The organism is Pseudoduganella aquatica, from assembly GCF_020865585.1.
Classification (GTDB): domain Bacteria; phylum Pseudomonadota; class Gammaproteobacteria; order Burkholderiales; family Burkholderiaceae_D; genus Rugamonas; species Rugamonas aquatica_A.
Genome location: NZ_CP086370.1, coordinates 3,776,714 through 3,800,796 on the forward strand (window position 1 = coordinate 3,776,714; position 24,083 = coordinate 3,800,796).

Annotated in this window: 26 protein-coding genes; 11 read left to right on the forward strand and 15 right to left on the reverse strand. The window is 62.0% G+C overall.

Translation table 11 applies throughout. The annotated features are described in order from the left end of the window. The first annotated feature begins 154 nt into the window (after nt 1–154). The gene (locus KT882_RS16855) at nt 155–1,171 is read left to right on the forward strand and encodes a tyrosine-type recombinase/integrase (protein WP_083684450.1); all 1,017 of its coding nucleotides are present in this window, start codon (nt 155–157) and stop codon (nt 1,169–1,171) included. A 146-nt stretch (nt 1,172–1,317) separates the two neighbouring features. Here KT882_RS16855 and sorB read toward each other — a convergent pair whose 3' ends face one another. The 8 genes from sorB to KT882_RS16895 form a co-directional block, all read right to left on the reverse strand. Next, entirely contained in the window at nt 1,318–1,956 is a 639-nt protein-coding gene (gene sorB, locus KT882_RS16860; RefSeq protein WP_228892616.1) for a SorB family sulfite dehydrogenase c-type cytochrome subunit, read from the reverse strand. 11 nt (nt 1,957–1,967) lie between these two features. Continuing rightward, the gene (gene sorA / locus KT882_RS16865; protein WP_370660048.1) at nt 1,968–3,167 is read right to left on the reverse strand and encodes a SorA family sulfite dehydrogenase catalytic subunit; all 1,200 of its coding nucleotides are present in this window, start codon (nt 3,165–3,167) and stop codon (nt 1,968–1,970) included. Nucleotides 3,168–3,286: 119 nt separating this feature from the next. Continuing rightward, nucleotides 3,287–4,681, reverse strand: a complete 1,395-nt coding sequence (locus KT882_RS16870; protein ID WP_075791079.1) for a YVTN family beta-propeller repeat protein — start codon at nt 4,679–4,681, stop codon at nt 3,287–3,289. Between the two features lie 3 nt (nt 4,682–4,684). Next, nucleotides 4,685–5,128, reverse strand: coding sequence for a DUF305 domain-containing protein (locus KT882_RS16875; RefSeq protein WP_051306793.1), 444 nt, complete (start codon nt 5,126–5,128; stop codon nt 4,685–4,687). Nucleotides 5,129–5,133: 5 nt separating this feature from the next. Then, nucleotides 5,134–5,931 (reverse strand): anti-sigma factor family protein, encoded by a 798-nt coding sequence (locus KT882_RS16880; protein ID WP_075791080.1) that lies wholly within the window; start codon nt 5,929–5,931, stop codon nt 5,134–5,136. Beyond that, nucleotides 5,928–6,434: an RNA polymerase sigma factor gene (locus tag KT882_RS16885; RefSeq protein ID WP_075791081.1), complete on the reverse strand. Its 507-nt coding sequence runs from the start codon at nt 6,432–6,434 to the stop codon at nt 5,928–5,930. Before KT882_RS16885 ends, KT882_RS16880 begins: the two co-directional genes overlap by 4 nt. A 28-nt stretch (nt 6,435–6,462) precedes the next feature. Then, on the reverse strand, nt 6,463–6,891 hold the full coding sequence (locus KT882_RS16890) for a nuclear transport factor 2 family protein (protein WP_075791082.1): 429 nt from the start codon (nt 6,889–6,891) through the stop codon (nt 6,463–6,465). An 81-nt stretch (nt 6,892–6,972) separates the two neighbouring features. Continuing rightward, the gene (locus KT882_RS16895) at nt 6,973–7,947 is read right to left on the reverse strand and encodes a LysR family transcriptional regulator (RefSeq protein ID WP_228892619.1); all 975 of its coding nucleotides are present in this window, start codon (nt 7,945–7,947) and stop codon (nt 6,973–6,975) included. Nucleotides 7,948–8,002: 55 nt separating this feature from the next. Between KT882_RS16895 and KT882_RS16900 the strand changes: the two genes are divergently transcribed. From KT882_RS16900 to KT882_RS16935, 8 genes are all read left to right on the forward strand, one after another. Then, the gene (locus tag KT882_RS16900) at nt 8,003–9,019 is read left to right on the forward strand and encodes a YeiH family protein (RefSeq protein ID WP_075791083.1); all 1,017 of its coding nucleotides are present in this window, start codon (nt 8,003–8,005) and stop codon (nt 9,017–9,019) included. Between the two features lie 835 nt (nt 9,020–9,854). Continuing rightward, the gene (locus KT882_RS16905) at nt 9,855–10,499 is read left to right on the forward strand and encodes a response regulator (protein ID WP_187358728.1); all 645 of its coding nucleotides are present in this window, start codon (nt 9,855–9,857) and stop codon (nt 10,497–10,499) included. A 216-nt stretch (nt 10,500–10,715) separates the two neighbouring features. Further along, nucleotides 10,716–11,696, forward strand: coding sequence for an alpha/beta fold hydrolase (locus KT882_RS16910; protein WP_161072906.1), 981 nt, complete (start codon nt 10,716–10,718; stop codon nt 11,694–11,696). Further along, nucleotides 11,693–12,427 (forward strand): alpha/beta fold hydrolase, encoded by a 735-nt coding sequence (locus KT882_RS16915; protein ID WP_161072907.1) that lies wholly within the window; start codon nt 11,693–11,695, stop codon nt 12,425–12,427. Before KT882_RS16910 ends, KT882_RS16915 begins: the two co-directional genes overlap by 4 nt. A 1-nt stretch (nt 12,428) precedes the next feature. Continuing rightward, nucleotides 12,429–13,328 carry an alpha/beta fold hydrolase gene (locus tag KT882_RS16920; RefSeq protein ID WP_228892621.1) on the forward strand — a complete coding sequence of 300 codons (900 nt, stop codon included), beginning with the start codon at nt 12,429–12,431 and terminating at the stop codon, nt 13,326–13,328. 10 nt (nt 13,329–13,338) lie between these two features. Further along, nucleotides 13,339–14,019 carry an isochorismatase family protein gene (locus KT882_RS16925; RefSeq protein WP_228892624.1) on the forward strand — a complete coding sequence of 227 codons (681 nt, stop codon included), beginning with the start codon at nt 13,339–13,341 and terminating at the stop codon, nt 14,017–14,019. Nucleotides 14,020–14,032: 13 nt separating this feature from the next. Further along, the gene (locus KT882_RS16930) at nt 14,033–14,668 is read left to right on the forward strand and encodes a pyridoxamine 5'-phosphate oxidase family protein (protein WP_161072910.1); all 636 of its coding nucleotides are present in this window, start codon (nt 14,033–14,035) and stop codon (nt 14,666–14,668) included. A gap of 126 nt (nt 14,669–14,794) precedes the next feature. After that, nucleotides 14,795–17,851 (forward strand): ligand-binding sensor domain-containing protein, encoded by a 3,057-nt coding sequence (locus KT882_RS16935; protein ID WP_228892626.1) that lies wholly within the window; start codon nt 14,795–14,797, stop codon nt 17,849–17,851. 87 nt (nt 17,852–17,938) lie between these two features. Here KT882_RS16935 and KT882_RS16940 read toward each other — a convergent pair whose 3' ends face one another. From KT882_RS16940 to KT882_RS16970, 7 genes are all read right to left on the reverse strand, one after another. Next, nucleotides 17,939–18,436 carry a TPM domain-containing protein gene (locus KT882_RS16940; protein WP_228892627.1) on the reverse strand — a complete coding sequence of 166 codons (498 nt, stop codon included), beginning with the start codon at nt 18,434–18,436 and terminating at the stop codon, nt 17,939–17,941. Nucleotides 18,437–18,438: 2 nt separating this feature from the next. Then, nucleotides 18,439–19,284 carry a TPM domain-containing protein gene (locus tag KT882_RS16945; protein WP_161072913.1) on the reverse strand — a complete coding sequence of 282 codons (846 nt, stop codon included), beginning with the start codon at nt 19,282–19,284 and terminating at the stop codon, nt 18,439–18,441. A gap of 1 nt (nt 19,285) precedes the next feature. Further along, nucleotides 19,286–19,900 carry a LemA family protein gene (locus KT882_RS16950; protein WP_228892628.1) on the reverse strand — a complete coding sequence of 205 codons (615 nt, stop codon included), beginning with the start codon at nt 19,898–19,900 and terminating at the stop codon, nt 19,286–19,288. A gap of 55 nt (nt 19,901–19,955) precedes the next feature. Further along, complete coding sequence (locus KT882_RS16955; protein ID WP_228892629.1) at nt 19,956–20,393, reverse strand: hypothetical protein; 438 nt, start codon at nt 20,391–20,393, stop codon at nt 19,956–19,958. A 12-nt stretch (nt 20,394–20,405) separates the two neighbouring features. Then, nucleotides 20,406–21,455, reverse strand: coding sequence for a zinc-dependent alcohol dehydrogenase family protein (locus tag KT882_RS16960; protein ID WP_161072916.1), 1,050 nt, complete (start codon nt 21,453–21,455; stop codon nt 20,406–20,408). Between the two features lie 11 nt (nt 21,456–21,466). Then, entirely contained in the window at nt 21,467–21,919 is a 453-nt protein-coding gene (locus tag KT882_RS16965; RefSeq protein WP_228892631.1) for an Hsp20/alpha crystallin family protein, read from the reverse strand. Nucleotides 21,920–21,997: 78 nt separating this feature from the next. Beyond that, on the reverse strand, nt 21,998–22,186 hold the full coding sequence (locus KT882_RS16970; protein ID WP_161072918.1) for a YgaP family membrane protein: 189 nt from the start codon (nt 22,184–22,186) through the stop codon (nt 21,998–22,000). Nucleotides 22,187–22,402: 216 nt separating this feature from the next. Between KT882_RS16970 and KT882_RS16975 the strand changes: the two genes are divergently transcribed. Next, complete coding sequence (locus tag KT882_RS16975; protein WP_228892633.1) at nt 22,403–23,122, forward strand: Crp/Fnr family transcriptional regulator; 720 nt, start codon at nt 22,403–22,405, stop codon at nt 23,120–23,122. A gap of 140 nt (nt 23,123–23,262) precedes the next feature. Then, nucleotides 23,263–24,042: a Crp/Fnr family transcriptional regulator gene (locus KT882_RS16980; protein ID WP_228892636.1), complete on the forward strand. Its 780-nt coding sequence runs from the start codon at nt 23,263–23,265 to the stop codon at nt 24,040–24,042. Nucleotides 24,043–24,083: the final 41 nt, after the last annotated feature.

The following is a 24,083-nucleotide window of genomic DNA, read 5'->3' on the forward strand; positions in this document are numbered from 1 at the left end:
AATACGTAATGGTACGTTATATTACGATATAAAATCGATCCGAAATGAGTGAATAATTAGGCTCGATAATGTAGATTATCGACACCGATGTCGATCCGCAGCGTGCTATCCTGCCGTAACCCCCGTTACAAGCCCGACCGCGAGCAACACAGCCATGGCCACCCCCGAACCCGCCGACAACGGCGCCGAAAATAACGATGCACACCCAGCGTCGGCGCTGCACTCTGCCGTTACAGCTGTGGACGCCGTGCTCGCAGCCCAGCACCGCGCCGTCCTGGCCGCCGCCACGGCCGACAACACGCGCCGGGCGTACCGGTCCGCCGTAAACCACTACCTGGCGTGGGGCGGCGTGTTGCCGGCCGACGAAGCGGCGATCATCCGATACCTGCTCACCTACGCGCCGACCCTCAATCCCCGCACCTTGGCGTTGCGCCTGACGGCACTGTCGCAGTGGCACGTCCACCTGGGCTTCCCCAATCCGGCTTCGACACCGACCGTGCGCAAGACACTGACGGGGATCGCACGCACGCACGGCCGCCCGAAGAAGAGGGCCAAGGCCCTTCCAATCGAGGACCTGGAACGTATCGTGGTGCAGCTGGTCAGCGCCGGCACGTTGAAGGCGACGCGCGACAACGCACTTTTGCAGATCGGTTTTTTCGGCGGATTGCGGCGCAGCGAGCTGGTCGCCATCGAGGTCGGACATATTGGCTGGACACCCGAGGGCATCGAAATCATGCTGCCGCGCTCGAAGACTGACCAACTGGGCGAAGGGATCATCAAGGCGATCCCGTACAGCGACGGCCCTTGCTGCCCGGCGGCGGCGTTGCGCGCCTGGCTCGACGCCGCCGACATCATGGCCGGACCGGTGTTTCGGTCTATCAGCAAGTGGGGGACGGTGGCCAGCGCCGCTCTGGGCGTGGGCAGCGTGAATACGATCCTGGAGGATTGCGCGACACTGGTCAAACTCGACTACGTGCTAGACCTGTCTAGTCACAGTCTGCGGCGTGGCATGGCCACCAGCGCGCACCGCGCCGGCGCCGACTTCCGCGACATCAAGAAGCAAGGAGGCTGGCGCCACGACGGCACGGTCCATGGCTACATTGAGGAGGCCAGCCGGTTCGAGGATAACGCGGCCGGCAGTCTGTTGCGTAAGCGGGTCAAACCGGCCTGATTTGTCTCAGCGCCCGCTTGCCCGTTGTTGAAAAGCAGCACCGGCCGGCCCCCGGCTGTGCCGGGGCGAGCGACGGCATGGCGCGAAGCACGTCCCCGGCGGGCATGCTCAGTAAAGGCGTCTACAGGAAGGGGATGGCATCAAATTCATTGCGCCAGGACATAATGCGCCAAGGCCATCGCTTCGCCCTCGCTCAGTTGGGAGAAAGCTGGCATCGGTACAGGCCCCCATTTGCCAGCGCCGCCCGCTCGAATATTCCTCGCCACCAGTGATACCGCGTCTGCCTTGCCCTTGTACTTTGCCACCACTTCCTTGAATGCCGGCCCGACGACCTTTTTGTCGATCGAATGACATCCCATGCAAGCATTTGCGGCAAGCAACGCTTTCGTATCGATTGCTGCGGTGGCGCCGGCCTTCGGTGCAACTGCAGCTGGCTTTATCGCCGCGTTCGCAATCGGCACTGCGTTACTGCGTTCAGCACCGTAGGTCTTGACCAGGTAATCGACCATGTCCGGGATATCCGCGTCTGAGAATTGCGCACCGAACGGTTTCTTCATCTTTCTCACGGTGGCATCCCAGTAGCCGCGCGGCGATGTCGTGGGCTGCGACTGGATGTAATGGACCGAGTGACATGTCATGCAGTTGCGCTGGGCCAGCGCATATCCCGGCAACTCGCTGGGTTTGAAGACAGCAGTTTCAGGCGGAAGCTGAATGTCGAGGGCGAAAGCTGGGGCCGCAGCCATCAGACTGATGGTGAACAGAGAGCAAATCAGTGGATGTTTCAATGTGGTTCCCCTTATACCGCGACGACGCGCGTCGATTCGACCACATTGCGCATGTAGCCGGCAGGGTTCCACAGGGCGCTCGCGGGTTGGCCTTGACCGATCCGGTTGCCCGCCCGAACCAGCAGTTCGTGGTTTCCTTTTTGTTTCGGCGTGAACGCCGCGCTCCACTCTCGAAAAGAGTAGCGCCCCAGGTCCTTGCCCAGTTGTGCGGCTTGCCAGTTCTTGCCACCGTCGGATGAAAACGCCACCTCATTCACGCCGTAGCCGCCGTCGAACGCAATCCCGCGCACCACCGTCTGGCGCCCGACCTTGACGTGCATGCCGTCGGTCAGGCTGGTCACGAACGAGCGCACGTTGAGGCGATTGATCGGGACGGTCTTGGTCGGCGCCTTTCCCGGCTCGGTACAGGCGCACTGATTGTCGGGGATGCGATAGGCCGTGCTCATCCAAAATCCGTCGAATACCTTGTCGGTCACGGTAATGTCGGACAGATGCTTGACCCAATAGGTGCCGTAGTAGCCGGGCACCACCAGGCGCAGTGGGTAGCCATTCAACATCGGCAGATCGGCACCGTTCATTTGCCAGGCCAACATGACTTCGCCGTCGAGCGCATGGTCGATATTGAGCGCCTTCATGAAATCGGGCCCGTCGCCAACGGGCGGCGTGTCAAGGCCGTTGAACGAGACCTGTACCGACCCGGCCTTGACGCCGGCCTTTTCCAGCACCTTGCGTAGCGGCACGCCAGTCCAGCGTGCGTTGCCCATGGCACCATTCGATAGCTGGCCGCCGTTGGCGCGCGGCGACAGGTGGCCGCGGCTGTTACCGGAACACTGGTTCACGGCAACCAGTTCGGTGGCGTCAGCCATTTGCTTGAGGTCGGCGAGCGAGAGCTCCAGCGGCGTATTAACATTGCCGCCGACTTTGAGACGGTATGTTTGCGCATCGATCGCGGTGGGAATGCCGCTCCAGTGATATCGGACGAAAAACGCATCGTTCGGCGTAATCACCGATTCGTTGAACACACTGAACGGAGTTTCCAGCTGCGGCGGACGGGCGGTCAGCAGGATCAGCGGCCGCTTTTGAGGATACACGACCAGTTCGCGCTCGCCGTTTTCAAACGGCAGCGTGACGTGGCCTGCCTCCGCCGCGAGCGCGCTCAATACCGGACTGCCGAACACGCCGGCGGCACCGAGCGTGCCGGCCTGCCTCATAAAGGAACGGCGCCGCAACGCCTCCGCCGTCAATATCAACGAGTTCTTCGCCATACTGGTCTCCGTTATTATTGTGAAATCGGTTAGCTCGATACTGCCACAGTATTGTCGTGATTTGCTTACTGCACGCTACTCAATACGGCTTTTTGTGGATCGACGGCCACGTCCCCTTCCATCACCAGGATGCGACTCGCCGTCGCGGCCTTGTCGTTGAGGCCGTTGCTCACGGCGCGCATCGGTCCGATCGCAGTGCCGTTCGCCATCCCCATCGGATTCGTCTTGAAACTGGCCACCGGCGCGGCCTGGCCGGTGACGTACACGCTGTACGCGGTCTGCGGCTTGAGTTTGAACAGCGACACTTCCAGCGCGTCCACCACGCCCAGGTTACGGGCCACAACGAATCCCTTGGCCTCGCCGGCAGCGGGTTTAAGCGCAATGTTGATTGGCTCGCTGTTGGCGCGCGGGACCAGGTTGGTCATGCCGTCGCCGTGCGGCACGGCGTTCGAAACGTACACCAGTGCCTGCGGCGCCTGGCCGACCGGTGCGCGCGCAATCACCTTGTTGGTGGCGCTGTCGATGACATCGACCGCGTCGCCGTTTTCAAGTCCCACATACAGACGTGTGCCGTCGTCGGAGGTCCAGATGCCGTGGGGCAACGCGCCGGTAGGGATCGTCGCAACCAGCGTCGGCGTGGCGTCGGTGGTGTACACCTTGACGACATTCTCACCGCCGATCGTTACGTAAGCACGGGTGCCAGCCGCAGTCTTCGCGAACGCCAAGTGGTTGGTAATGAAGCCGGTATCGATGACGCCCTTTACTTCCAGGCTGGCAGTATCGATGCGCGTCACTTTGCCGGCATCCTTGTGCGTCATCCACATTTCCTTGAAATCAGGGGTGAACTGAAGGAACGGCGAGAACGGGCTGACGACCTTAATGTGCTTGATGACCTTGTGCGACTTCATGTCGATCACGTCGACCACGGGATTGAAGCTGGAGACGACGAACGCCAGCTTGCCGTTCGGCAGGAACTGCACCATGCCGGGGCCGGCGGTCGTCTCGATCCGCTTTTTCTCCTTGAAGGTGACCGGGTCGATCACCGAGATGTAGTCTTCGCCGCGCACCACCGCCCAGACTTCGCGGCCGTCGGCAGTGAAAAACCCTTCATGGGGCGAGCGACCGATATAGGTGATTCCTTTGACCTTGTTGGTCGCCGTGTCGATGAATGCCACCGAGTTAGAGCCGTTTGAAATGGCAATCAGGGTCTTGTGGTCGGGCGAAAAGCCCAGGCCGTGCACATTGATCTCGCCCTTGTATAGCGGCGACAACACGTCGGGACGCTGGTTGCCCAGTTTGATCTGGCCGAGCAGCAAATTGGTCGCCGGGTTGATCACTGAAACGGTATTGGTATTCTGGTCAGCGGTGTAGACGCGGTCTTGCGCGCCAGGAGCGGCAAACGCGGAGGCGGTGAGCAGGCTGCTGACGGTCAACGAGAAAACGCAGTGACGGAGTTGCATGATTTATTCTTTCTTGGTGATCGAAGTGGGAGCAACTTTTGCCTGAGCCGATTGGTAGCGCTGCAACCAGGCCTGCATAATGTTGATTTCGTTTTGCTGTTCCGTGATGATGCCTTGGGCGACGTTGCGCAATTCAGGATCCTTGGTGGTGAGCAGGAGCGCTTTCGCCATGTCGATGGCGCCCTGGTGGTGCGGAATCATCATCGTCACGAAATCATGTTCCGCAACGCCATTCATTGGCGCGCGCTTCATGCCGTCATCCATGACGGCCATGGCATCGTCCGTCAGCGCGGCAAACGGCTTGGCCGTGCTGGCGATAAATACGGGGGGCTTTGCCGCTGGCGACTGGCCATGATGGTGGGCCATGGCCTGTCCGAGAGCACTAGCGCCAATCAGGGCGGCAACGGCGAACGTGGCCAAGCGTCGAAGGTACAAGGGACGGTTCATTAAGGTCATGACGGTTTCTCCAGTTGGTCGTACACGGCGGTGGCAACGCGCGCCAGTTCGGCCTTGTTAATTCCAGCCGACAGCGCATAGCCGAATTTGCCGTCGATCCAATAAAACACATTCACCGGTCCCTCCTGGGCGAAGCGAAAACCTGTGTCCTTGTTGTGCGCCTGGTCGGTCGACACGTACAAGGTGAGGCGCTGCCCGGTCGCGTCGTGGTACATGAACTGCGCCACCGCGCCTTGGGCGCCAGGGAGCAGGCGACCACCGATCAGCTCGTAGCCGAGTTTGCCCAGCCGGGGTGGCCGAATTGCCGTGCCGAGGCGTTTGGACAGCCATGCCACTAGCTGCTCTTCCTGGTCAGCCCCGATTTCCACCGGCCGCTTGACATCCGGGCTATAGACAACGTGGGCGATTGCGGCCTGATGGGCCAAGCCGGCAACGTACAGCGCCGGCCTGGCCTGCATGGAATCACCTTGGGCGTACTGAATCTCGCCTGCCTGCTGGCCATGCAGCAGCCACCCTGTCGTGCCGCTGAACAGGGCGATGGCAAGACCGGCTACCAGCCGCTGCCATTGCCACTGGCGCGGTCGCGCTGCGCTTAAGCGCTCCGGCACCGCTTCGTCGAGCACGGGATTGAAAAGCGCGCGCAGTTCATCGTTTTGCGCTGTATAGGCGCGCAGTCGCTCCGCCTCTTCCGGGCGCTGCGCCAGATAGGCGTCGACCTCGAGTCGGCGCGCGGCAGGCAGCTTGCCGTCGACGAAGGCGTGCAAGTCGGCTTCCGTGATGGGTAGGGTATTCATTTGACCACCTTCAAGGGTGCGATGTACGCTCTCCCTTCCATATTCGCGCGCATTTTTTCACGCGCGCGCGACAGGCGCGACATGACCGTACCGATGGGAATCTTGAGCGTTTGCGCGACGTCGTCGTAACTCATTTCTTCCAAGGCCACCAGCAGCAGGATTTCACGCTGTTCCTCTGGCAGCGCACGCAAGGCCGTTTCCATGTCGCGCAGTTCGAGTCCGCTTGAAGGACTGCCAGGTGCTAGTGCCATCGATGTCTCCTCGTTGAGCGCTTCCGTCGGCACTGAAGGCCGCCGCGCCTGGTCGATACGCAGGTTGTGCATGATGCTGAACAACCATGCGCGCATATCGCTACCACCCTCCCATGACGCCAGTCTCCCCCATCCGCGCTCGACCGTGTCCTGCACCAGGTCGTCGGCGCCGGCCCGATCGCCGACCAATGCCCGCGCATAGCGGCGCAGACGGGGAATGCAGGCCAGCAGCTGGTCGCGCGAATTGGGCATGGATGTCACTGGAGTATCGGTCGATTAATCAATAAGCTGCTGCGGTCAGTTTCGGATCGATCTGCCAGGTTTCGTTGACCAGCTTGCCATCGCGGTAGGTCAGCACATAGCGCACATTGACCTGTGCCTTGCCTTCGAACTGCACCTTGGCGACGATCGTCGCACCCTTTGGGTTCGCCGATTCCTCCAGAGCAAGCACAGTCACGCGCGCCGGCCCGACAGCCTTGCCGAACTTTTCCCAGGTGGCGCGAATGGCATCGGAACCGGCGTACATGCCGTCAAGCGGCCCGCCGACCCATGTCAGCTGGGCGTTGTCGGCATAGCCACGCATGATGACGGACGTGTCACCGGCGCCAATGGCGCTAAAGTGAATCTGCGCGGCATCGCTCATCGGGCTGGCGACAGCGCTGCCGATCGAAGCAATAGCGAGGATGACGGCGAAGATCGCTTGTTTCATGAAATTCTCCCTGGTTGGGTCAGTCGGACGGAAAAAACCGGTGTTATCGAGGTGAACGGATCTGCGGATGATTTATTCCATCTATTTCAAATTAATTTTCGCAGGCGTTTCGTCGCGCGCTATTTGGGAGAGGCGGATCATCGCTTCCAGCGCCAGAGATGCCTTTGTCTTGTACCGTTCGGGATGGCGCAACATGTAGAACGCGCGCTCCGGCAAGTCGATGTTTGCTTTCGCCAGCAAACCTGCCCGCAGATGCGAGGCTACTACCAGTTCCGACATGGCGGTGGCGAACTTGCCGGCCATCACAGCGGAGCGGACCGCTTCGTTGGACGGCAATGTGAGTGCGATATCGAGTGCATCGAAGTCGACATGCATCGCCTGAAGTGCGCACTCGAGCGCCGAGCGCGTGCCGGACCCCTTTTCGCGCAAGATCCACTGTGCCTCAAGAAGATCCGCGTGCAGCAGCCTCCTCCCTGAAGCCCATGGATGGTGCGCTGCGACTACAGCGACGATCTGGTCGGATGCGATGGCATCGACCGATAGTGTCGGCTCGTCGATGGCGCCCTCGACAAAGCCAAGGTCGGCGCCCCCCTGAAGCACTGCTTGGGCGACATTATGGGTGTTATCGATGGTCACGCTCAGTGCGATCGCCGGATGCGCTTGGCGAAATTGCACGAGGTACTCGGGTAGCCAATAGCTGGCGATAGTCTGACTCGCATGAATGGTCAGCGTGCCACGTTTCATTCCACCCAGCTCGGCCAATGTCAGTTCGGCGGCGCGCGCGCTGGCGATCGTGCGGCGTGCTTCTATCAGGAAAATACGGCCCGCTTCGCTGATCTCGATGCCGCGGCCGACGCGATTGAATAGGGCAGTACCATAGCGTTCTTCCAGCACCTTGATCGAAGCACTTACCGCTGAAGGGGTGAGCGCCAACACTGCGGCGGCCTGGGTCAAATGCTGTCGCTCGGCGACTTCAACAAAAATCCGCAATTGTTCTAGTGTCATCTGATTGTTCAATTCTATTGAACGATATATTCGATATTGTAAGATGGACATAACAATCTGTCGACTTGATAATCGTTCTATTGAATTCGAGAATCAGGAGCGGCAAATGGTCAAGCAACCACTAAAACTCGTTCGCAACGCGCTGCCAGGCTTGGCACTTTGCGCTGTGGTTACTGCGATAGCTTACGCAATGGAAAACATCGAAAGCGCTTTATTTGGCCACGCATGGCTCGAAAGCCTGGTGCTGGCCATTCTTCTAGGCACCGCCGTGCGGACGGTGCATCGGCTCGATACTCGCTTCGAAGACGGCATCCAAGTCGGTGCGAAATTATTGCTGGAAATCGCGGTCGTGCTGCTGGGCGCTTCGGTCAGCGCCGGTGCGCTGCTCGAAAACGGCATCGGTCTGATGAGCGGCATCGCGGCAGTGGTCGCCATCGCGATTGCGCTCAGCTTTGCCCTTGGCCGTGCTTTTGGTCTGCCGCGCAAGATGGCCATCTTGATTGCCTGCGGCAATTCGATTTGCGGTAACTCTGCCATTGCCGCGGTGGCCCCGGTTATCGATGCGGATGGAAAGGACGTCGCTGCGGCGATCGCCTTCACTGCCGTGCTTGGCGTTGTCGTGGTGCTGGTGCTGCCGCTAATGGTGTCACTGTTGTCGTTTTCACCAACGCAGTTCGGTGTCTTTGCCGGGCTGACCGTCTACGCGGTGCCCCAGGTGCTGGCCGCGACCTCATCGATATCGCTTAGCAGCGTCCACATCGGCACCCTGGTGAAACTGGTGCGGGTGCTGATGCTGGGCCCAGTCGTGCTGGTACTGTCGCTGATTGGTCGGCGCGAAGGTGGTCGTCGTCCTGCGCTGTCGCATATGGTCCCGTGGTTCATCGTCGGCTTTTTGCTACTGCTGACCTTGCGCTCGTTCGGCGCCATTCCAGAGGCGGCAATTGCGCCGATGCACGTGACGGCGAATTTCCTCACCATTATGTCGATGGCCGCACTCGGACTCGGCGTCGATGCGCGCTCAGTCATGCGGGCCGGTTGCCGGGTCGCCGCAGTTGTCGTGTTGTCGCTGCTGGCGTTGGCAGTCATCAGTTTTTTCCTGATAAAAATGCTCGGCATCGTTTGAAGCACTGCCCGATTAGCGGCTACCGTTAGAAATCGAGGATCTGTATTTTTTAATACGAGAAATTTGGTGGTATTGCAGAAAGTTACAGTCTGATACGCTTGGCAAGCAGTCGCGCAATGCGCTTGCCAGAGCGGTCTTGATTCATCGCTTAGGTGATATGTGCGACCGCGGCTTAAACCTGGTGACGGGCGCCATCGTTCTTTGCATGCGGTGTTTCTGGAGCGGGCGACACAGGTTGCGCGCGGTCCTGGCAGCTCCCCGACGCCAGTATGCTGCAGTTTCGTGTCCTCGTTGGCCTGGGAGCACATCTACGGGACCGGATATTACATTTGAAGGAAGAGCAAGAAGGTTGATGAGAAAAATATCGGCCGCTGCGGACTTCAAGAATCGGTAACAGGGCTTAGCGCCCGATTTTTTCCGTTTTCCCTATTCTCCCCGGATTGCGCGTGCCATGCTCATGTTTGAAGCGTTTCATCCCGGTATCAACTCTAAGTATGGCCAAGTAAGGGTTCTTTCCTCGGCCGAATAATTAATGTACCGCCACATAGCATAAACGTTAGCGAAGGTAAACTGAGGGATGAGGGACTCGGGAAAGTGGCCAGTCAGCAAAGAATTCGCATTCGTAAAGTCACACTTTTGCTTCAATGCGATATGAAGCAAAAGTGTGACTTTGAATGAACTACAAGCGGGTAGGTCAGAGCGAAAGAGAGAAAGCGAAGGAGTCACACTTTTGCTTCATCGTACGGCCATCGGCTTTTCAACTAGGCATTCGAGAGATTGAAACAAAACCAGCCCTGTTGTAGGCTGCTTTTAGTATCAACTAACTACGTCTACCTTGACCCCGACCACTCCCATTCATCCGCTGCCGATCTCGATCCTGACCGTGGACGACCACCCGCTGTTCCAACAGGGTATCGCCAGCGTTATTAACGCCGAACCCGATCTTTATCTGGTCGGGCAAGCCGGCAGCGGTGCCGACGCGATCGCAATGTACCGCCAGTTGCGCCCTGCTGTCACGCTAATGGACTTGCAAATGCCAGACATGGGCGGGGTCGAAGTCATTTCCGCCATCCGTGCTGAATTTCCGGCCGCGCGCATCGTGGTGCTGACCACGCTGGACGGCGATATGCATGCGACACGCGCCATCAAGGCCGGCGCGGTCGGCGTCATCTACAAGAGCACGGTACGCAAGAACCTGCTTGAAACGCTACGTAGCGTCCACCGTGGCGGGCGTTGCATTCCGCAGTCGCTGCAGGACGCGCTGACCGGCACGCGCGGCGGCAATGCAATCACTTCGCGCGAAGTCGATGTCATCAAGCTGGTGGCACGTGGCAACTCCAATCCAATGATTGCTGCGGCGCTGGGCTTATCCTGCGAAACGGTCAAGGGCCACATGAGTAGCATCCTTTTTAAACTGGAGGCGCGCGACCGCGCGCATGCGGTGATGATCGCCCTGGAACGGGGCATCCTCAGCCTCTGACCGCGTGCCTCTGCACAATGCGGTAGGCGCACCTACCTCCATCGAGGTAGCGCTGCGCGCCCTGCGCCGAAGGCCCCCCTTTTCGGGGGGGAAACGCGGCGCAATCTTTTCCCCGGCACGGTCCGGCGGCAATTAAATCAGGCAAGCTGATTATCTGAAAGCGGCTCCCGCTGCCTGCTTTCGTGCACTACTCCCCCACCCCACTTTGGAGAAATCATGAACAAACTCAGCTTGTTGGCCCTTGTTTGCCTGGTATCGGGCAACCCGGTATTTGCACAGGACGCCTGCCCAAAAGTAGCGTCGGCTACGGCTGCGCGGGCGGTGCCCGTGATTCACTACAAGACGGCAAATATCGACGGTATCAATGTGTTCTACCGTGAAGCCGGGCCAGCCGGCGCACCGGTGCTGCTGTTGCTGCATGGCTTCCCGACATCGTCGCACATGTTCCGCAACCTGATCCCGCTGCTGGCCGACCGCTACCACGTAATCGCGCCGGACTTTCCCGGATTTGGCCAAAGCGACTCGCCCGACCGCTCGAAGTTCAAATACACCTTCGCCAACCTGGCGGATGTTACCGATAAGCTGACGGTGGCACTCGGCGTCAAGAAATACAGCATGTATATGATGGACTACGGCGCCCCGGTCGGCTACCGGATGGCGATCAAGCATCCCGAGCGCGTGCAGACGCTGGTCGTCCAGAATGGCAATGCCTACGTCGAGGGCCTGGGTGCATTCTGGGATCCGATCAAGGCCTACTGGGCCGATGGCTCGCAGTCCCGCCGCGAGGCGATCGCTAACCTGGTGACGCTGCCGATCACCAAGTTCCAGTACACCGACGGCATGAGCGATGTCTCCCGCATCAGCCCCGACAACTGGATGGTGGACCAAGCGTTGCTGGACCGGCCCGGCAACCGCGAGATCCAGCTCGACCTGTTCCTCGACTACGGCACCAACCTGCCGCTGTATCCGGACTTCCAGGCCTTCTTCCGTGCGCGCAAGCCGCCGACCTTGATCGTCTGGGGCAAGAACGACAAGATATTCCCCGAAGCAGGCGCCCATCCCTACTTGCGCGACTTGCCCGCGGCTGAAATGCACATCCTGGACAGTGGCCACTTTGCACTGGAAGACCAACTGCACGTGATGGCGCCGCTGATCCACAATTTCCTCGACCGCAAGGTCTGCAAGGATGCGAAATGAGCCAGGGCGGCGCGATTAATTCATCGCCCGGCGTAACGCCGGCGGCACCTGTGTCGATCGTGCTGGTGCACGGCGCCTTCGTCGATGGCTCCGGCTGGCAGGCGGTCCACGCGATCCTTTCGGCGCGCGGCTACGAGGTGCTGGTGGTGCAAAACCCGACGATCACACTGGAGGGCGACGTGGCCGCGACCGAGCGCGTCATTGGACAGGCGCGCCACCCGGTGGTGCTCGTTGGCCATAGTTACGGTGGCGCCGTCATCACCCAGGCCGGCGCCAATCCGAGCGTGTTGGCGCTGGTGTACCTCGCGGCGTTCGTCCCGGACGTGGGCGAGTCGGTGGCGTCACTGAACCAGCATCCGGTCGAGGCTGGCGAGGCCACGGCGCCGGTGCTGGCGCCGCAGGATGGCTTCCTGATGGTCGACCCCGCGCGCTTTCCAGCGGCCTTTGGCGCGGACGTCGGTGTGGAGCGCACGCGCTTCATGGCGGCCTCGCAAGTGCCGTGGGGACTCGGCGCCGTCACCGGGCAAGTGACGCTTGCGGCGTGGCGCAATAAGCCGGTCCATTATCTGATCGCCACGGATGACCTGATGATACCGCCCAGCGCGCAGCGCCGGATGGCCGACAGGGCCGGTGCCCGGGTGGTGGAGCTGGAGAGCAGTCACGCGGTGATGCTGGCGCGGCCAAGCGAAGTGGCGGCGTTCATCGAGTGCGCCACCAAGCCGGAGGCCTGATATGAGCGCCTCCCCGGACTTCCCTCCAGTGACTTACCACCGCTCGAACAAGGTCGGCGACCTCACGGTCTTCTACCGTGAAGCCGGGGCTGCCGATGCGCCGGTCGTGGTCCTGCTGCATGGCTTCCCAAGTTCGTCGCATATGTTCCGTCGCCTGATCCCGGCGCTGGCCGACCAATATCGCGTGATTGCGCCGGATCTGCCAGGCTTCGGCCTGTCGGACATGCCGCCGCCGGCGGAGTTCCCGTACAGTTTCGCAGCCTTCGCGGACATTATCGATCAGCTGCTGGTGCAGCTGGGCGCCGAGCAGTACGCCCTGTACGTGATGGATTACGGTGCGCCGGTCGGCTTTCGGTTGGCACTCCTGCATCCCGAACGCGTGTCGGCGCTGGTGATACAGAACGGCAACGCGTATGAGGCCGGCATGGGAGATTTCTGGGCCACGACACGTGCGCTGTGGGCCGACAACAGCGCGGCGAATCGCGACGCGATGCGGCCCTTCCTGAAGCTGGCGGCCACCCGCTTCCAGTATGTGGCGGGGGTGCGGGACGTGGCCCGCATCGATCCAGCGGCCTGGATACATGACCAGTTTTTCCTTGACCGTCCGGGTAACGAGGAGATCCAGTTCGCCATCATGTACGACTACCGGACCAACGTCGCCTTGTATCCCGCGTTCCACGACTACTTCCGGAACTTTCAACCGCCCGCGCTGATTTTATGGGGAATCAACGATCCCATCTTTCTGCCGGAAGGGGCGCAAGCCTTCCGGCGCGATTTGCCGCAGGCGGAACTGCATCGCCTCGACACCGGGCATTTCGCCCTGGAAGACAAGGCGGACGAGATGGTACCGCTCATCCGCCAATTCCTCGGACGGCACTTACACAGGCACTTACCCAACTAAGGAGAATCACATGCAAGCTATTTCAACCGAAAAAACCAGCGTGCGGGCCACTGGCGGCGGCGCCCGCCTCCTCAATCCCGCCGATACGGTGGTGCTGTTGCTCGACCACCAGTCCGGCCTGTTCCAGACCGTCAAGGATATCCCGGTGGCCGACTTGCGGCGCAACGTGGCAATGATCGCCCGGCTGTGCACCTTGCTGAAGATCCCGGTCATCACCACCGCTTCGGAGCCCGCAGGCAGCAACGGCCCGCTGATGCCGGAGATCCACGAGCTGGCGCCGCATGCGGTCTACGTAGCGCGCAAGGGCGAAGTGAACGCCTGGGACAATGAAGACTTCGTCGAGCAGGTCCGCTCGACTGGCCGCAAGACGCTGGTCATGGCGGGCGTATGGACCAGTGTCTGCGTGATGTTTCCCGCGCTCGACGCCGTCGCTGCGGGCTACGATGTATACGCCGTTATCGACGCCTCCGGCGACCCCAGCGAGATGGCGTCCCGCGTCTCGCTGGCCCGCTTCGTACAGGGCGGCGTCAAGCCAACCAGTACCAACGCCCTGCTGTCTGAAATGCATCGTACCTGGGCGCGTCCGGAGGCGGCCGAGCTGGCGCAGTTGTACGCGCTGGCCGCGCCCAATTATGCGGCCGTGATGGAGAGCTATGCGCGCGCGCAGCAAGCCGCCAGAGACAATGCTTAGGGAGGCGGCCGCCATGGCATACGGATTTATGGATATCGCGCGCACGCCGGCGGTGCGTGCTGCGCAGGCCGAGATGGGTGCCGATCACCTCTGGGCGGACTTCGAAGGACACCGCGACTTCGATCGCTTCACCGAGCAGGAAGCCGGGTTCATCGCGCAGCAGGATACCTTGTACCTGGCATCGGTCTCGGAAACCGGCTGGCCTTACGTCCAGCACCGCGGCGGCCCTCCCGGTTTCTTGAAGATGATCGACAACCAGACCCTGGCCTTCGCCGATTACCGGGGCAACCGGCAATACATCAGCACGGGGAATGTCAAAGCCCATGACCGTGCCTGCATGATACTGGTCGACTACGCCCGGCGTGCCCGGCTTAAAATTTACGTCCACGCGGAGACGTTGGCGCTGGATGCCGAACCGCAATTGACAGAACGCGTGCTAGACAAGGGTTACGGGGCGAAGCCGGAACGGCTATTCAGATTGCGGCTGCAGGCATTCGATTGGAACTGCCCCCAGCATATCACCAGGCGTTACACCGAAACGCAGATTGCCGCCGTGGCTCAACCGCTCCGTGAGCGCATTGCGCAGTTGGAGCGGGAAAACGCCGCATTGCAGGCGAGATTTGGCCCTGGAGGCGCGCCACCGGGATAGGAGATCATGTAACTCGCTGCCTAAGCTTGTCTTGGGTGGCGATGGCATGCCGCCATCGCCTGCTTTCATTCATTATCAAAAATGTAGCTATAATCATTTTTATAATTGCATGAAAGGATGCGGTCTTTGTTATTGAACTATGCATTTGTTCCACGCCGCACCGGCTATTTGGTTTTCCGTTTGCCTAAGCCATGGCTAGTCTTGCTCCGTATGTTGGGGGTACTTTGTGCATTTCCTGCGTCCGCCATATCGGCAGCTGAGCCGCTGCCTTTCTGGCGATCCGCCCTGTCGCACCAGGCCTGGATCGACCGCGACGGAGCACCGTCCGATGCCAAAGCCATGGTGCAGGACCGCACTGGCATGCTGTGGTTTGGTGCAGTCGATGGTTTGTTCCGCTTCGATGGCGTGCGGTTTGAACGCATGGACAATATCGCCGGTCATCAATTGCTGTCCCCTAATGTGTATTCGCTGGCCTTGTTCGATGACGCGCTATGGGTGGGGTACGAACATGGTGGAATCTCGGTGTTCGATCATGGCGCGGTGCGGCACTACCGCGAAGCGGAGGGCGTTCCCCCCAGCGCGATCTCGCAGTTTGGGAGAACCAGCGATGGCATGACGTGGTTTTCCAGTTCTGCCGGCATATATTGGCTGGATGGCCAACGATGGCGACAAGTTTTGCCGGCTGATGGTTTGCCGCAAGGTGATCAGTCCACCCTCAACGTGCTCCAAGATGGCGGGCTCATGGTCACGCACATGGCCGGCCTGTATCGCAACGTCCGCGGTACGCACCACTTCCGCCGCGTAGGTGACTTTGGTAGCATGCAGCCCAGCCAGGTCCAGGCTGACGGCAAACTGAATATATTCAAATTTGGCGAGACGCTACGCGTGTATGACCCCGCGACCGAAAGCCTGATGCCGCAGACGCTCCCCACGAACGGCGGCATGCCGTACAGCGTTCATCGCGATAACCGTAACGCATGGTGGATAGGCCAGGGGGACGGCATGCGCTTGTACACCCCGGACCTGCAACTGAAGAAGCAATTTCTGGCGCCGCACGACTTCAGCGCTGTGCGCATCTATCGGCCGCCGGTTAACGACCGTGAAGGCAATCTCTGGTTCATCACCGAGAATGGGGTTGACCGCATACGGGAAACGCGTTTGTTAGTGCAGGACATGCCTGCCGGCAGCACGGATTTCAGTATCATGCCTGGTCCGGACGGCGAAGTTTGGATCAGCAGCCACTCCTCCAAGGATCCGATCTCTCCCCCGACATTCGCCATCGCGCCCGATGGCCGGCGCATCGCCAGCGACATGGAGTCTGCCACCGCCGGCGCGCGCGCGGCGGATGGCACCCTGTGGTTCGGTGATCCTCATTACATATGGTCCCGGCGCGACGGCAAGGTGCGCCGCTGGTTGCGGCCGGCGGAGTTGAAGAATCAAGCGACGCAAGCCCTCGCGGTCGCTGCTGATGGTCTGCTGTGGGTGTCGATTGCGCGCCGCGGGGTGCACACTTTCAGTAATGGCGCCTGGGTGGCAGGCGGCGGCCACGCGGAGTTGGCCGATCGTACCGCATTATCGCTTCATGCCGACGAACAGGCTCGGCTCTGGCTCGGCTACACCGGCAATAGAATGGCAATGCTGCTGCACGATAAAGTTCAGCACTTCGGCTCCGACGACGGATTGGCGGTCGGCAACGTGCTTGCAATGTACAGTCGACGCGGCACACTCTGGATTGGTGGCGACCAAGGCCTGGCGCGTTTTCACCAAGGGCGCTTTATCGCTGTCAACGACGATGCCGGACGCCCGTTTGCCGGTGTTACCGGGATTGTCGAGACGGCGCAAGGCGAGCTGTGGATGCATTGCGCCAAAGGACTGGTCCGAATTAGCGCCCCACAGTTGGCCGCTGTCCGCAGCGGCACTGGCCGTGCAGCTGTCGAACGCTTCGATTATCTGGACGGCTATGCTGGTGCCGGCCCACAGCTACGTCCGCTGAATACACTGGTCGAGTCGAATGATGGCCGGCTGTGGTACGCCACCTCCAGCAGCGTCGGTTTCATCGATCCCCGCCGCATCGCCCGCAATCTGGTGGCGCCAACGCCGCTCATCACCTGGCTTAGCACTCCCTCTGAGCGGCACCGCGCCAGCAACGGCCTTCAGCTCCCGGAACATACCCATAACCTGCATATCGATTTTACCGCCGCCGTACTGTCGATTCCGGAACGGGCGCGCTTCCGCACGCGACTGATAGGCCAGGACCATGAATGGCGCGACGCGGGCGGCTTGCGCCAGTCCTTTTATACGAATCTTGGCCCGGGCGATTACCGCTTTGAAGTCATGGCTGCCAATGAAGACGGTGTCTGGAGCGATGCCCCCGCCAGTCTGAGCTTTCAGATTGCGCCAGCATTTTACGAGACCACGTGGTTCAAACTGCTGTGTTTGTCCATGCTGGCTGCTGGCGTCTACCTGCTATACCTGCGACGGTTGGAACGGATGACTGCACGCGTGATCGAACGCGTAAGCACGCGCATCGAGGAGCGGGAACGCATTGCCCGCACCCTGCACGACACTTTCCTGCAAAGCGTGCACGGCCTAAGCCTTCGCTTCCAAAGTATCAAGGCCGAGTTGCCGAAAGACGACGCGGTTCAGAAAAAGATCGACGACGCGCTTGATGCAGCGGACGCTGCAGCGGAAGAAGGCAGGGTGCAACTGATGGATCTGCGCGTGAATCATCTTCGCCAGGGCGATCTGGCTTCCGCCCTGAAAACGGTGGGCAGCAATGCTGCAGCTCTCTATGGTGTCGCTTTCTCTTTGAACGAAGAAGGTACACGGTGCCAGCTGCAGGCCGACGTACAGGAAGAGCTGTTCGCCATTGCCAAGGAGGGAGTCAGCAATGCGCTGAAGCACTCGGGAAGCCCGGCGGTGACCGTCAATATTAGATATGGCGCCAACAGTCTCACGCTGGAGGTGTGTGATCACGGCAAGGGGCTGGATGACACGGTGCGTCAAACGGGACAGCGAGATCGGCATTGGGGCATCGCCGGCATGCGGGAAAGGGCCAGGAAGATCAACGCCAAGCTCGCGATCCACAGCACCACCGGCGTCGGCACCAGCGTGGTGGTGACGCTAGCGAACGTTGGACGGGATAGCGGATTTTTTCGCAGAAAGCGCCTTAACAAGCCATAAGGATCGCGCGGCCCGTTCTAGCGTGGTGGTTTTATATGTGCTGCCGTGTGAGGACGCCGCTGCAGCGGCGGCTGTTCATGCTGGCAGCTACAGCAGCGTGACATCATCCGGTAGTTCATCGACCTTAAACCGATTTTCCGGCACTAACGCAGCCAGTTCCCGCGAGACCGCCTCCACTCCGGCTAGCGTGCCCTCCGTATAGCTACCGGATGCGAAGTGCTTGCGCATTGCGTCGGCGATGTCCCGCCAGGTGGCGTTTCCGGTTGCTGGACACACGCCCCTGTCCGCAACAATTTCGATGGAACGGTCAGCGAGCAATATGTAGATCAACACGCCGCTGTTGTCGGCAGTGTCCCAGACGTGCATGCTCGCAAACAATTCGAGCGCCCGCTCGCGCGGCGACATGTCTTGCCACAACTGGGACGGTTGGAGTGCCGCTTCGATGGCAACGCGTATCTCGCCCCGGTGCGACTGTTCCGACACCATGATTGCGTGCTTGATCTCCGCCAGGGAGCTTTCCGGGAAACGCTGTCTGATCGATCTGTGTGTGGTCGCGAAGTGCTTTGCCATGCGCATGAAATTCATCTTCACCATCTCCCCGATGCGCCACCGCCACCAAAACCACCTCCCCCGCCCCCCCAGCGAGCGCCGCGCTGCCCGTCGTCGCGCCCAAGATAGAGACCGGCCATGCGCGAAACGCCAATCAATGTCACCGCGAAGGCCAGCGAGGCCGCCGCCATTGCGGCGGCGGCGCTTCCGGCCAAAAGCCATGCCGCTCCCCCGACTACTCCCCCTGCCACGACTGAGCCGGCAACCCTGCCAAAGACGGCGCGCGACACCGCCCCCAACGCAACCGCCATGATCAGCACCAACGGCAACAGTTGTCTCATAGGGCTGTCTTTGTCACGCCGGCGGTCCCCGTCATAAGCCGGGAACGACTCCCCGTCGGCGATACTTATGATCTTGTCGACGCCCGCGACGATGCCGCCGTTAAAGTCATTGCGACGAAAGCGAGGGACGATAATTTCGTCGATGATGCGCTTAGCTGTGGCGTCATTGAGCGCCCCCTCCAGGCCGTAGCCGACCTCTATCCGGAGAGAACGATCGTTCTTGGCTACCACCAGGATGGCGCCGTCGTCGATCTTATTGCGGCCCAACTTCCACTGCTCCGCGACCCGCATCGCGTACTGTTCTATCGCTTCGGGCCGGGTGGTCGGCACAATCAGCACGGCGATCTGACTTCCCTTGCGTTGTTCGAATGCACGCAAATCGGCTTCCAAGCGCTGGATCTGCGTTGCATCGAGCACTCCCGCCACATCCGTGACAGGTGAATTGAGCGGTGGAATGGGAACTAATCCGTCCTGGCCAGCCGCGCAGCCGGCCAATGCCCAACACAGCAGCAATAGCCAGCGCCACAGCTTGCGCGTATCCATCTCACTTCTCCACAGCAGGTTTCGGTGCAGTACCGAAGGACACGACTGGCGCCGGGGTGATCGCCTTCTCGTTGTCCACCGTGAAGTTGGGCTTGGTGCGAAAGCCAAATACCTTGGCCGTCAGATTGCTGGGGAAGGAACGCACCGTCACATTGTATTCCTGCACTGCTTTGATGTAACGGTTACGCGCCACCGCGATGCGATTCTCGGTTCCTTCAAGCTGAGCTTGCAAATCACGGAATCCCGCATCCGCTTTTAATTGCGGATAATTCTCGCTTACCGCCAACAAGCGAGACAACGCGCCACTCAACGCACCTTGCGCCTGCTGGTATTTGGCGAATGCCGCCGGGTCGTTCAACACCGCAGGCGTGACCTGAATCGAGCCCGCCGCCGCACGCGCCTGCGTGACATCGTTCAGCACCTTCTCCTCGTGAGCTGCATAGCCCTTGACGGTATTGACCAGGTTCGGCACGAGATCGGCCCGGCGCTGGTACTGGTTCACTACTTCAGACCAACTGGCCGTAATCTGTTCATCATTTGACTGCAGCGTGTTGTAGCCACACCCACTCAAGGCCGCCGCAAACAATAGGCACAACAGTATGAATGTTCTTCGCACAATTTCCCCCCAATAAATCCGGCATCCATCCCCAGGAGAACCGACGATGGCGCCGCTAGGGTTCTTGCTCGTCCGGCGGCGCGGCCCAGTACAGCACCAGTTCGCGCTGAGCGCCATCGGCCACGCTGATGCGCCGCGTCTGCGTCTGGCCGGCGGCGCGCGCCGTGATCTGGTAGCTTCCGGATGGCAGGCGCACATACAGCAGCGGCCCGGCCTGCGCCAGCTGCAGTTGCGCGGCACCCTTGGCGTCGCGGATCTCGACATCGACATCCGCGCGGTAGGCGCCGCTACCCCGGTTGGCGAACCGCAGCAACAAGGTGTAGCCCGCACCCTGCTGCTGCAGTTCCTGGCGTTCTTCCTCACCCGCGCCGCCGTTCAAATAGGCGGCGCCCGGCCCATCCTGCGCCGCGGTGGCCATGCCGATTGCCGCCCCGGCCAAGCCGGCCAGCACGGCCGCGCTGGCGAATGTGGCCCTCCATCCCATGCGTTTCATGTGCACCCCTCCTCAGGTCAGGTGGTCGGCCGAGATCAGCACCTTCAGCGCGCCGCTGGCGGCCGCCTCCCCGAAGCAGGAGTAGGCCTGCAGGATGTCGCTGAAGCGGAAGCGGTGGCTCACCAGCCCGGCCGCGTCGATCCGGCCCGCCAGTACCGCGCGCAGCAGCTGCGGGGTGGCGGCAGTGTCGACCAGGCGGGTGGTGATGGTGATGTTGTGCGACCACAGGCGCTCCAGATGCAGGTCGGCCTTGCAGCCATGCACGCCGACGTTGGCCACCGTGCCGCCCGGTGCGACGATGTCGGCGCACAGCTCGAAGGTGGCCGGCACGCCCACCGCTTCGATCGCCGTGTCCACGCCCACGCCGCCGGTCAGCTCCAGCACCGCCTTGACGGCGGCGCGGTCCACCGCGCGCACCGTGTGGCTGGCGCCGAAGCGCCGGCTCAGCTCGAGCCGGTGCGGGTCGATGTCGACCATGATGATCTGTGCCGGGCTGTAGAATTGCGCCGTCATCAGCGCGGCCAGGCCGACCGGCCCTGCGCCGACGATGGCCACGCTGCTGCCCGGCGCCACCTTCCCGTTGAGCACGCCGCACTCGAAGCCGGTCGGCAAGATATCGCTCAGCATCACCAGCGCCGCCTCCTCGGCGTTGGCCGGTACGTGGTACAAGCTGGTATCCGCGTGCGGGATGCGGACGTATTCGGCCTGGGTCCCGTCTATCTTGTGCCCCAATATCCAGCCGCCGTTGGCGCAATGCGAATACATGCCGCGCCGGCAGTACTCGCAGCGCGCGCAGGACGTGATGCAGGAAATGAGCACGGCGTCGCCGGGCGCGAAGCCGCAGACGGCCGCGCCCACCGCCTCGATCACGCCCACCCCCTCATGGCCCAGCGTGGTGCCGGGCAGGCAGGTGGGCACGTCGCCCTTGAGGATGTGCAGGTCGGTGCCGCAGATCGTGGTGCGGGTGATGCGCACCACGGCGTCGGTGGGCGCCTGCACCTGGGGCACCGGCTTGTCCCGCAGCACCGGCTGGCCAGGTCCTTCATACACTAGCGCGCGCATGGCCTCCCCTCCTAATTGATGGGCAGCTTCTTGGCGCCGCCATTGGCCCGCTTGGGCAGGGTCAGCTCGAGCACGCCGTCGTGGTACTTGGCTTGGGCCTTGCCCTCGTCGACGTCCTGGCCCAGCGTGAAACTGCGCAGCTGCTGGCCCACGTAGCGTTCGCTGCGCAGCAGCGTCTCGCCCTTCTTCTCATCGTGCTCGCGCCTGGATTCTGCCGAGATCGAAACCTGGCTGCCGGCGATCTGCACCGAGATGTCTTCCTTCTTTACGCCGGGAAGCTCGGCCTTGACGTTATAGGCGTGCTCGTTCTCGCTGACGTCGAGCCGGATCGGCGGCGGGCCGGCCATGTCGCGCAGCACGTGCTTGAAGCCCATGTCGCGGAAGAAGTCCTCGACGCCGCGCAGCGGGTCGGTTCGCGCCAAGTCGCGGAAGGGATCGAAATGCGTCACGTGATGGTGTGCCATGGTGTTCTCCTGGAATGTGGATGGGGCCGGCAAGTGCTGGCGGGCGCCGGCCATCGCCCGCGGGATGGAACAGCGCGCTCAGCCACTCCGGCCGGTGTGCACGCCAAGCAGCGTATACAGCGGGCAGCGTGACCACAGGCCTGTCAGCAGCGGTACCAGCCCCAGCCAGCCCCATGGCCCTATCCAGCCTCCCAGCGCCGCGCCGATCAGCGCCAGGCCGAGCGCGATGCGCAGTCCCCGGTCCAGCGACCCTATGTTGGTTTGCATGTGTCTCTCCTGTGTTGTCGATGGCTGGATTCTGCAGCAAGGCGCGGCCGCGCGCGCGCCCCAAAACTGACCTGGAACAAGTTCGCGCGCAATTCTTTGCGCTTTCCCTTTTTTGTGCAAAACTTGATCTGGCAACCTGTTCACCGGCACCGACCTGGATCACACTGACGGTCAGACCGATAACCAGCCGCCGCCCGCAAGGCGTGCCCCGATGCCATGACTACCCTGCTTACCACCGCCATGCCGCCCGCCCCGCCGGCAGCCGGCCGGCCCATCGGCTGCGACGCCTGCATGGCGCGCCATTCCTGCCTCCCGCCGCTGGGCGCGGCCGACCGTGCGCCGGTACGCCGCATCCGCGTCGCGCGCGGCGCCGCGCTGTACACCGCAGGCGCGCTGGTCGGCGACTATGTGTACGTGGTGCGCTACGGCTGCTTCAAGCTCAGCCGCAGGGACCGCAGCGGCGCCGGCGTCGTCCTCGGCTTCCCCGGCAGCGGCGATTTCCTGGCGCTGGAAGCGATCGGCCTGGTTCACCACGACTGCAGCGCGGTGGCGCTGGAGGATAGCGAGGTGTGCGAGATCGGCTATGGCGGCATGCGCGAGCAGGCGCAGTTTTTCCAGGGCATTATCAGTCACAGCATCCGCGACATGCAGGACGTGCTGCTGCAGCAGCGCCGCACCACGGCCGAGCAGCGCCTGGCCGCCTTCCTGCTGCGCCAGTCGGCGTGGCATGCAGCGCGCGGCTGCTCCGGCCTGCGCTACCGCCTGCCGATGGCGCGCCAGGACATTGCTGCCTTTCTCAACCTGACCCCGGAATGCCTGAGCCGGCTCCTCGGCCGCTTCCGCCGGCTCGGCTTGCTCGCAGCGGCACGCCACGACGTTACCTTGCTTGACCGCGCCGCACTGGAGGCGCTGGCCGCGCCGGCGCGCACGACCTGATTTCCAAGACCGCATGGCGCGAATTTGATCCAAATCAAACCTTTGCGCGGACGATCATGGCTACCATGCATCATGCACTCGTTTGCCGCCAGGCTCGGGGCCGGTGCGGCGGCGCCTCCCTGCGCCAGAAAGGCACGGCCATGATCTCCAGCAAATTCCACAACGTCATCCCCCTGCGCACAGACACCCGCGCCATGTCCTGCCTGAGCTGCGAGGCACGCGCCGCGTGCCTGCCAGCCGGCATGGACGATGCCGACTGCGCCCGCGTCGACCAGCTGGTGCTGCAGCGTCACCGGCTACTGCGCGGCGAAGACCTGCACCAGATCAACGAGACGGTACGCGGCCGCGTCTACGCGGTGCGCAGCGGCCACTTCAAGTGCTACCGGCTGACGCCCGGCGGCGACCAGCGCATTACCGGCCTGCCCGGGCGCGGCACGCTGCTGGGCCTCGAAGCGCTGGGCCAGGAGCGGCACGCCAGCGCCGCCACCGCCACGTCCGATAGCGTGGTGTGCGAGCTATCCCACCCGCGCCTGCTGGAGGCGGCGCGCCAGTTCCCGGCGCTGGAACGGCGCCTGGAACAGATGCTGAGCAGGGAACTTGCGCGCCAGCACGGCCTGGCCATGATGCTGGGCTATGCGCGTGCAGAACAGAAGCTGGCCTGCTACCTGCTGGAGCTGGCGTGGGGCAGCCGGCACCGCGACGGCGGCCGCGTGTGTGTCGAACTGCCGCTCACGCGGCAGGACATCGGCGACTATCTCGGATTGACCGACGCCACCGTCACGCGCCAGTTGCTGCGCCTGCAGCGCGAGGGCGCGCTCCAGGTGGCACGGCGCCATGTTGTGCTGGCCGACCAGCCCCGGCTCGAGCGCATGGCCGCTGGCAAAGACCGCATGCCGGCCGGCCGGCCGCGCACCGCGTAGCGCTGGCGCGATGACCGGCGAATTTGATCCAGGTCAAAGCG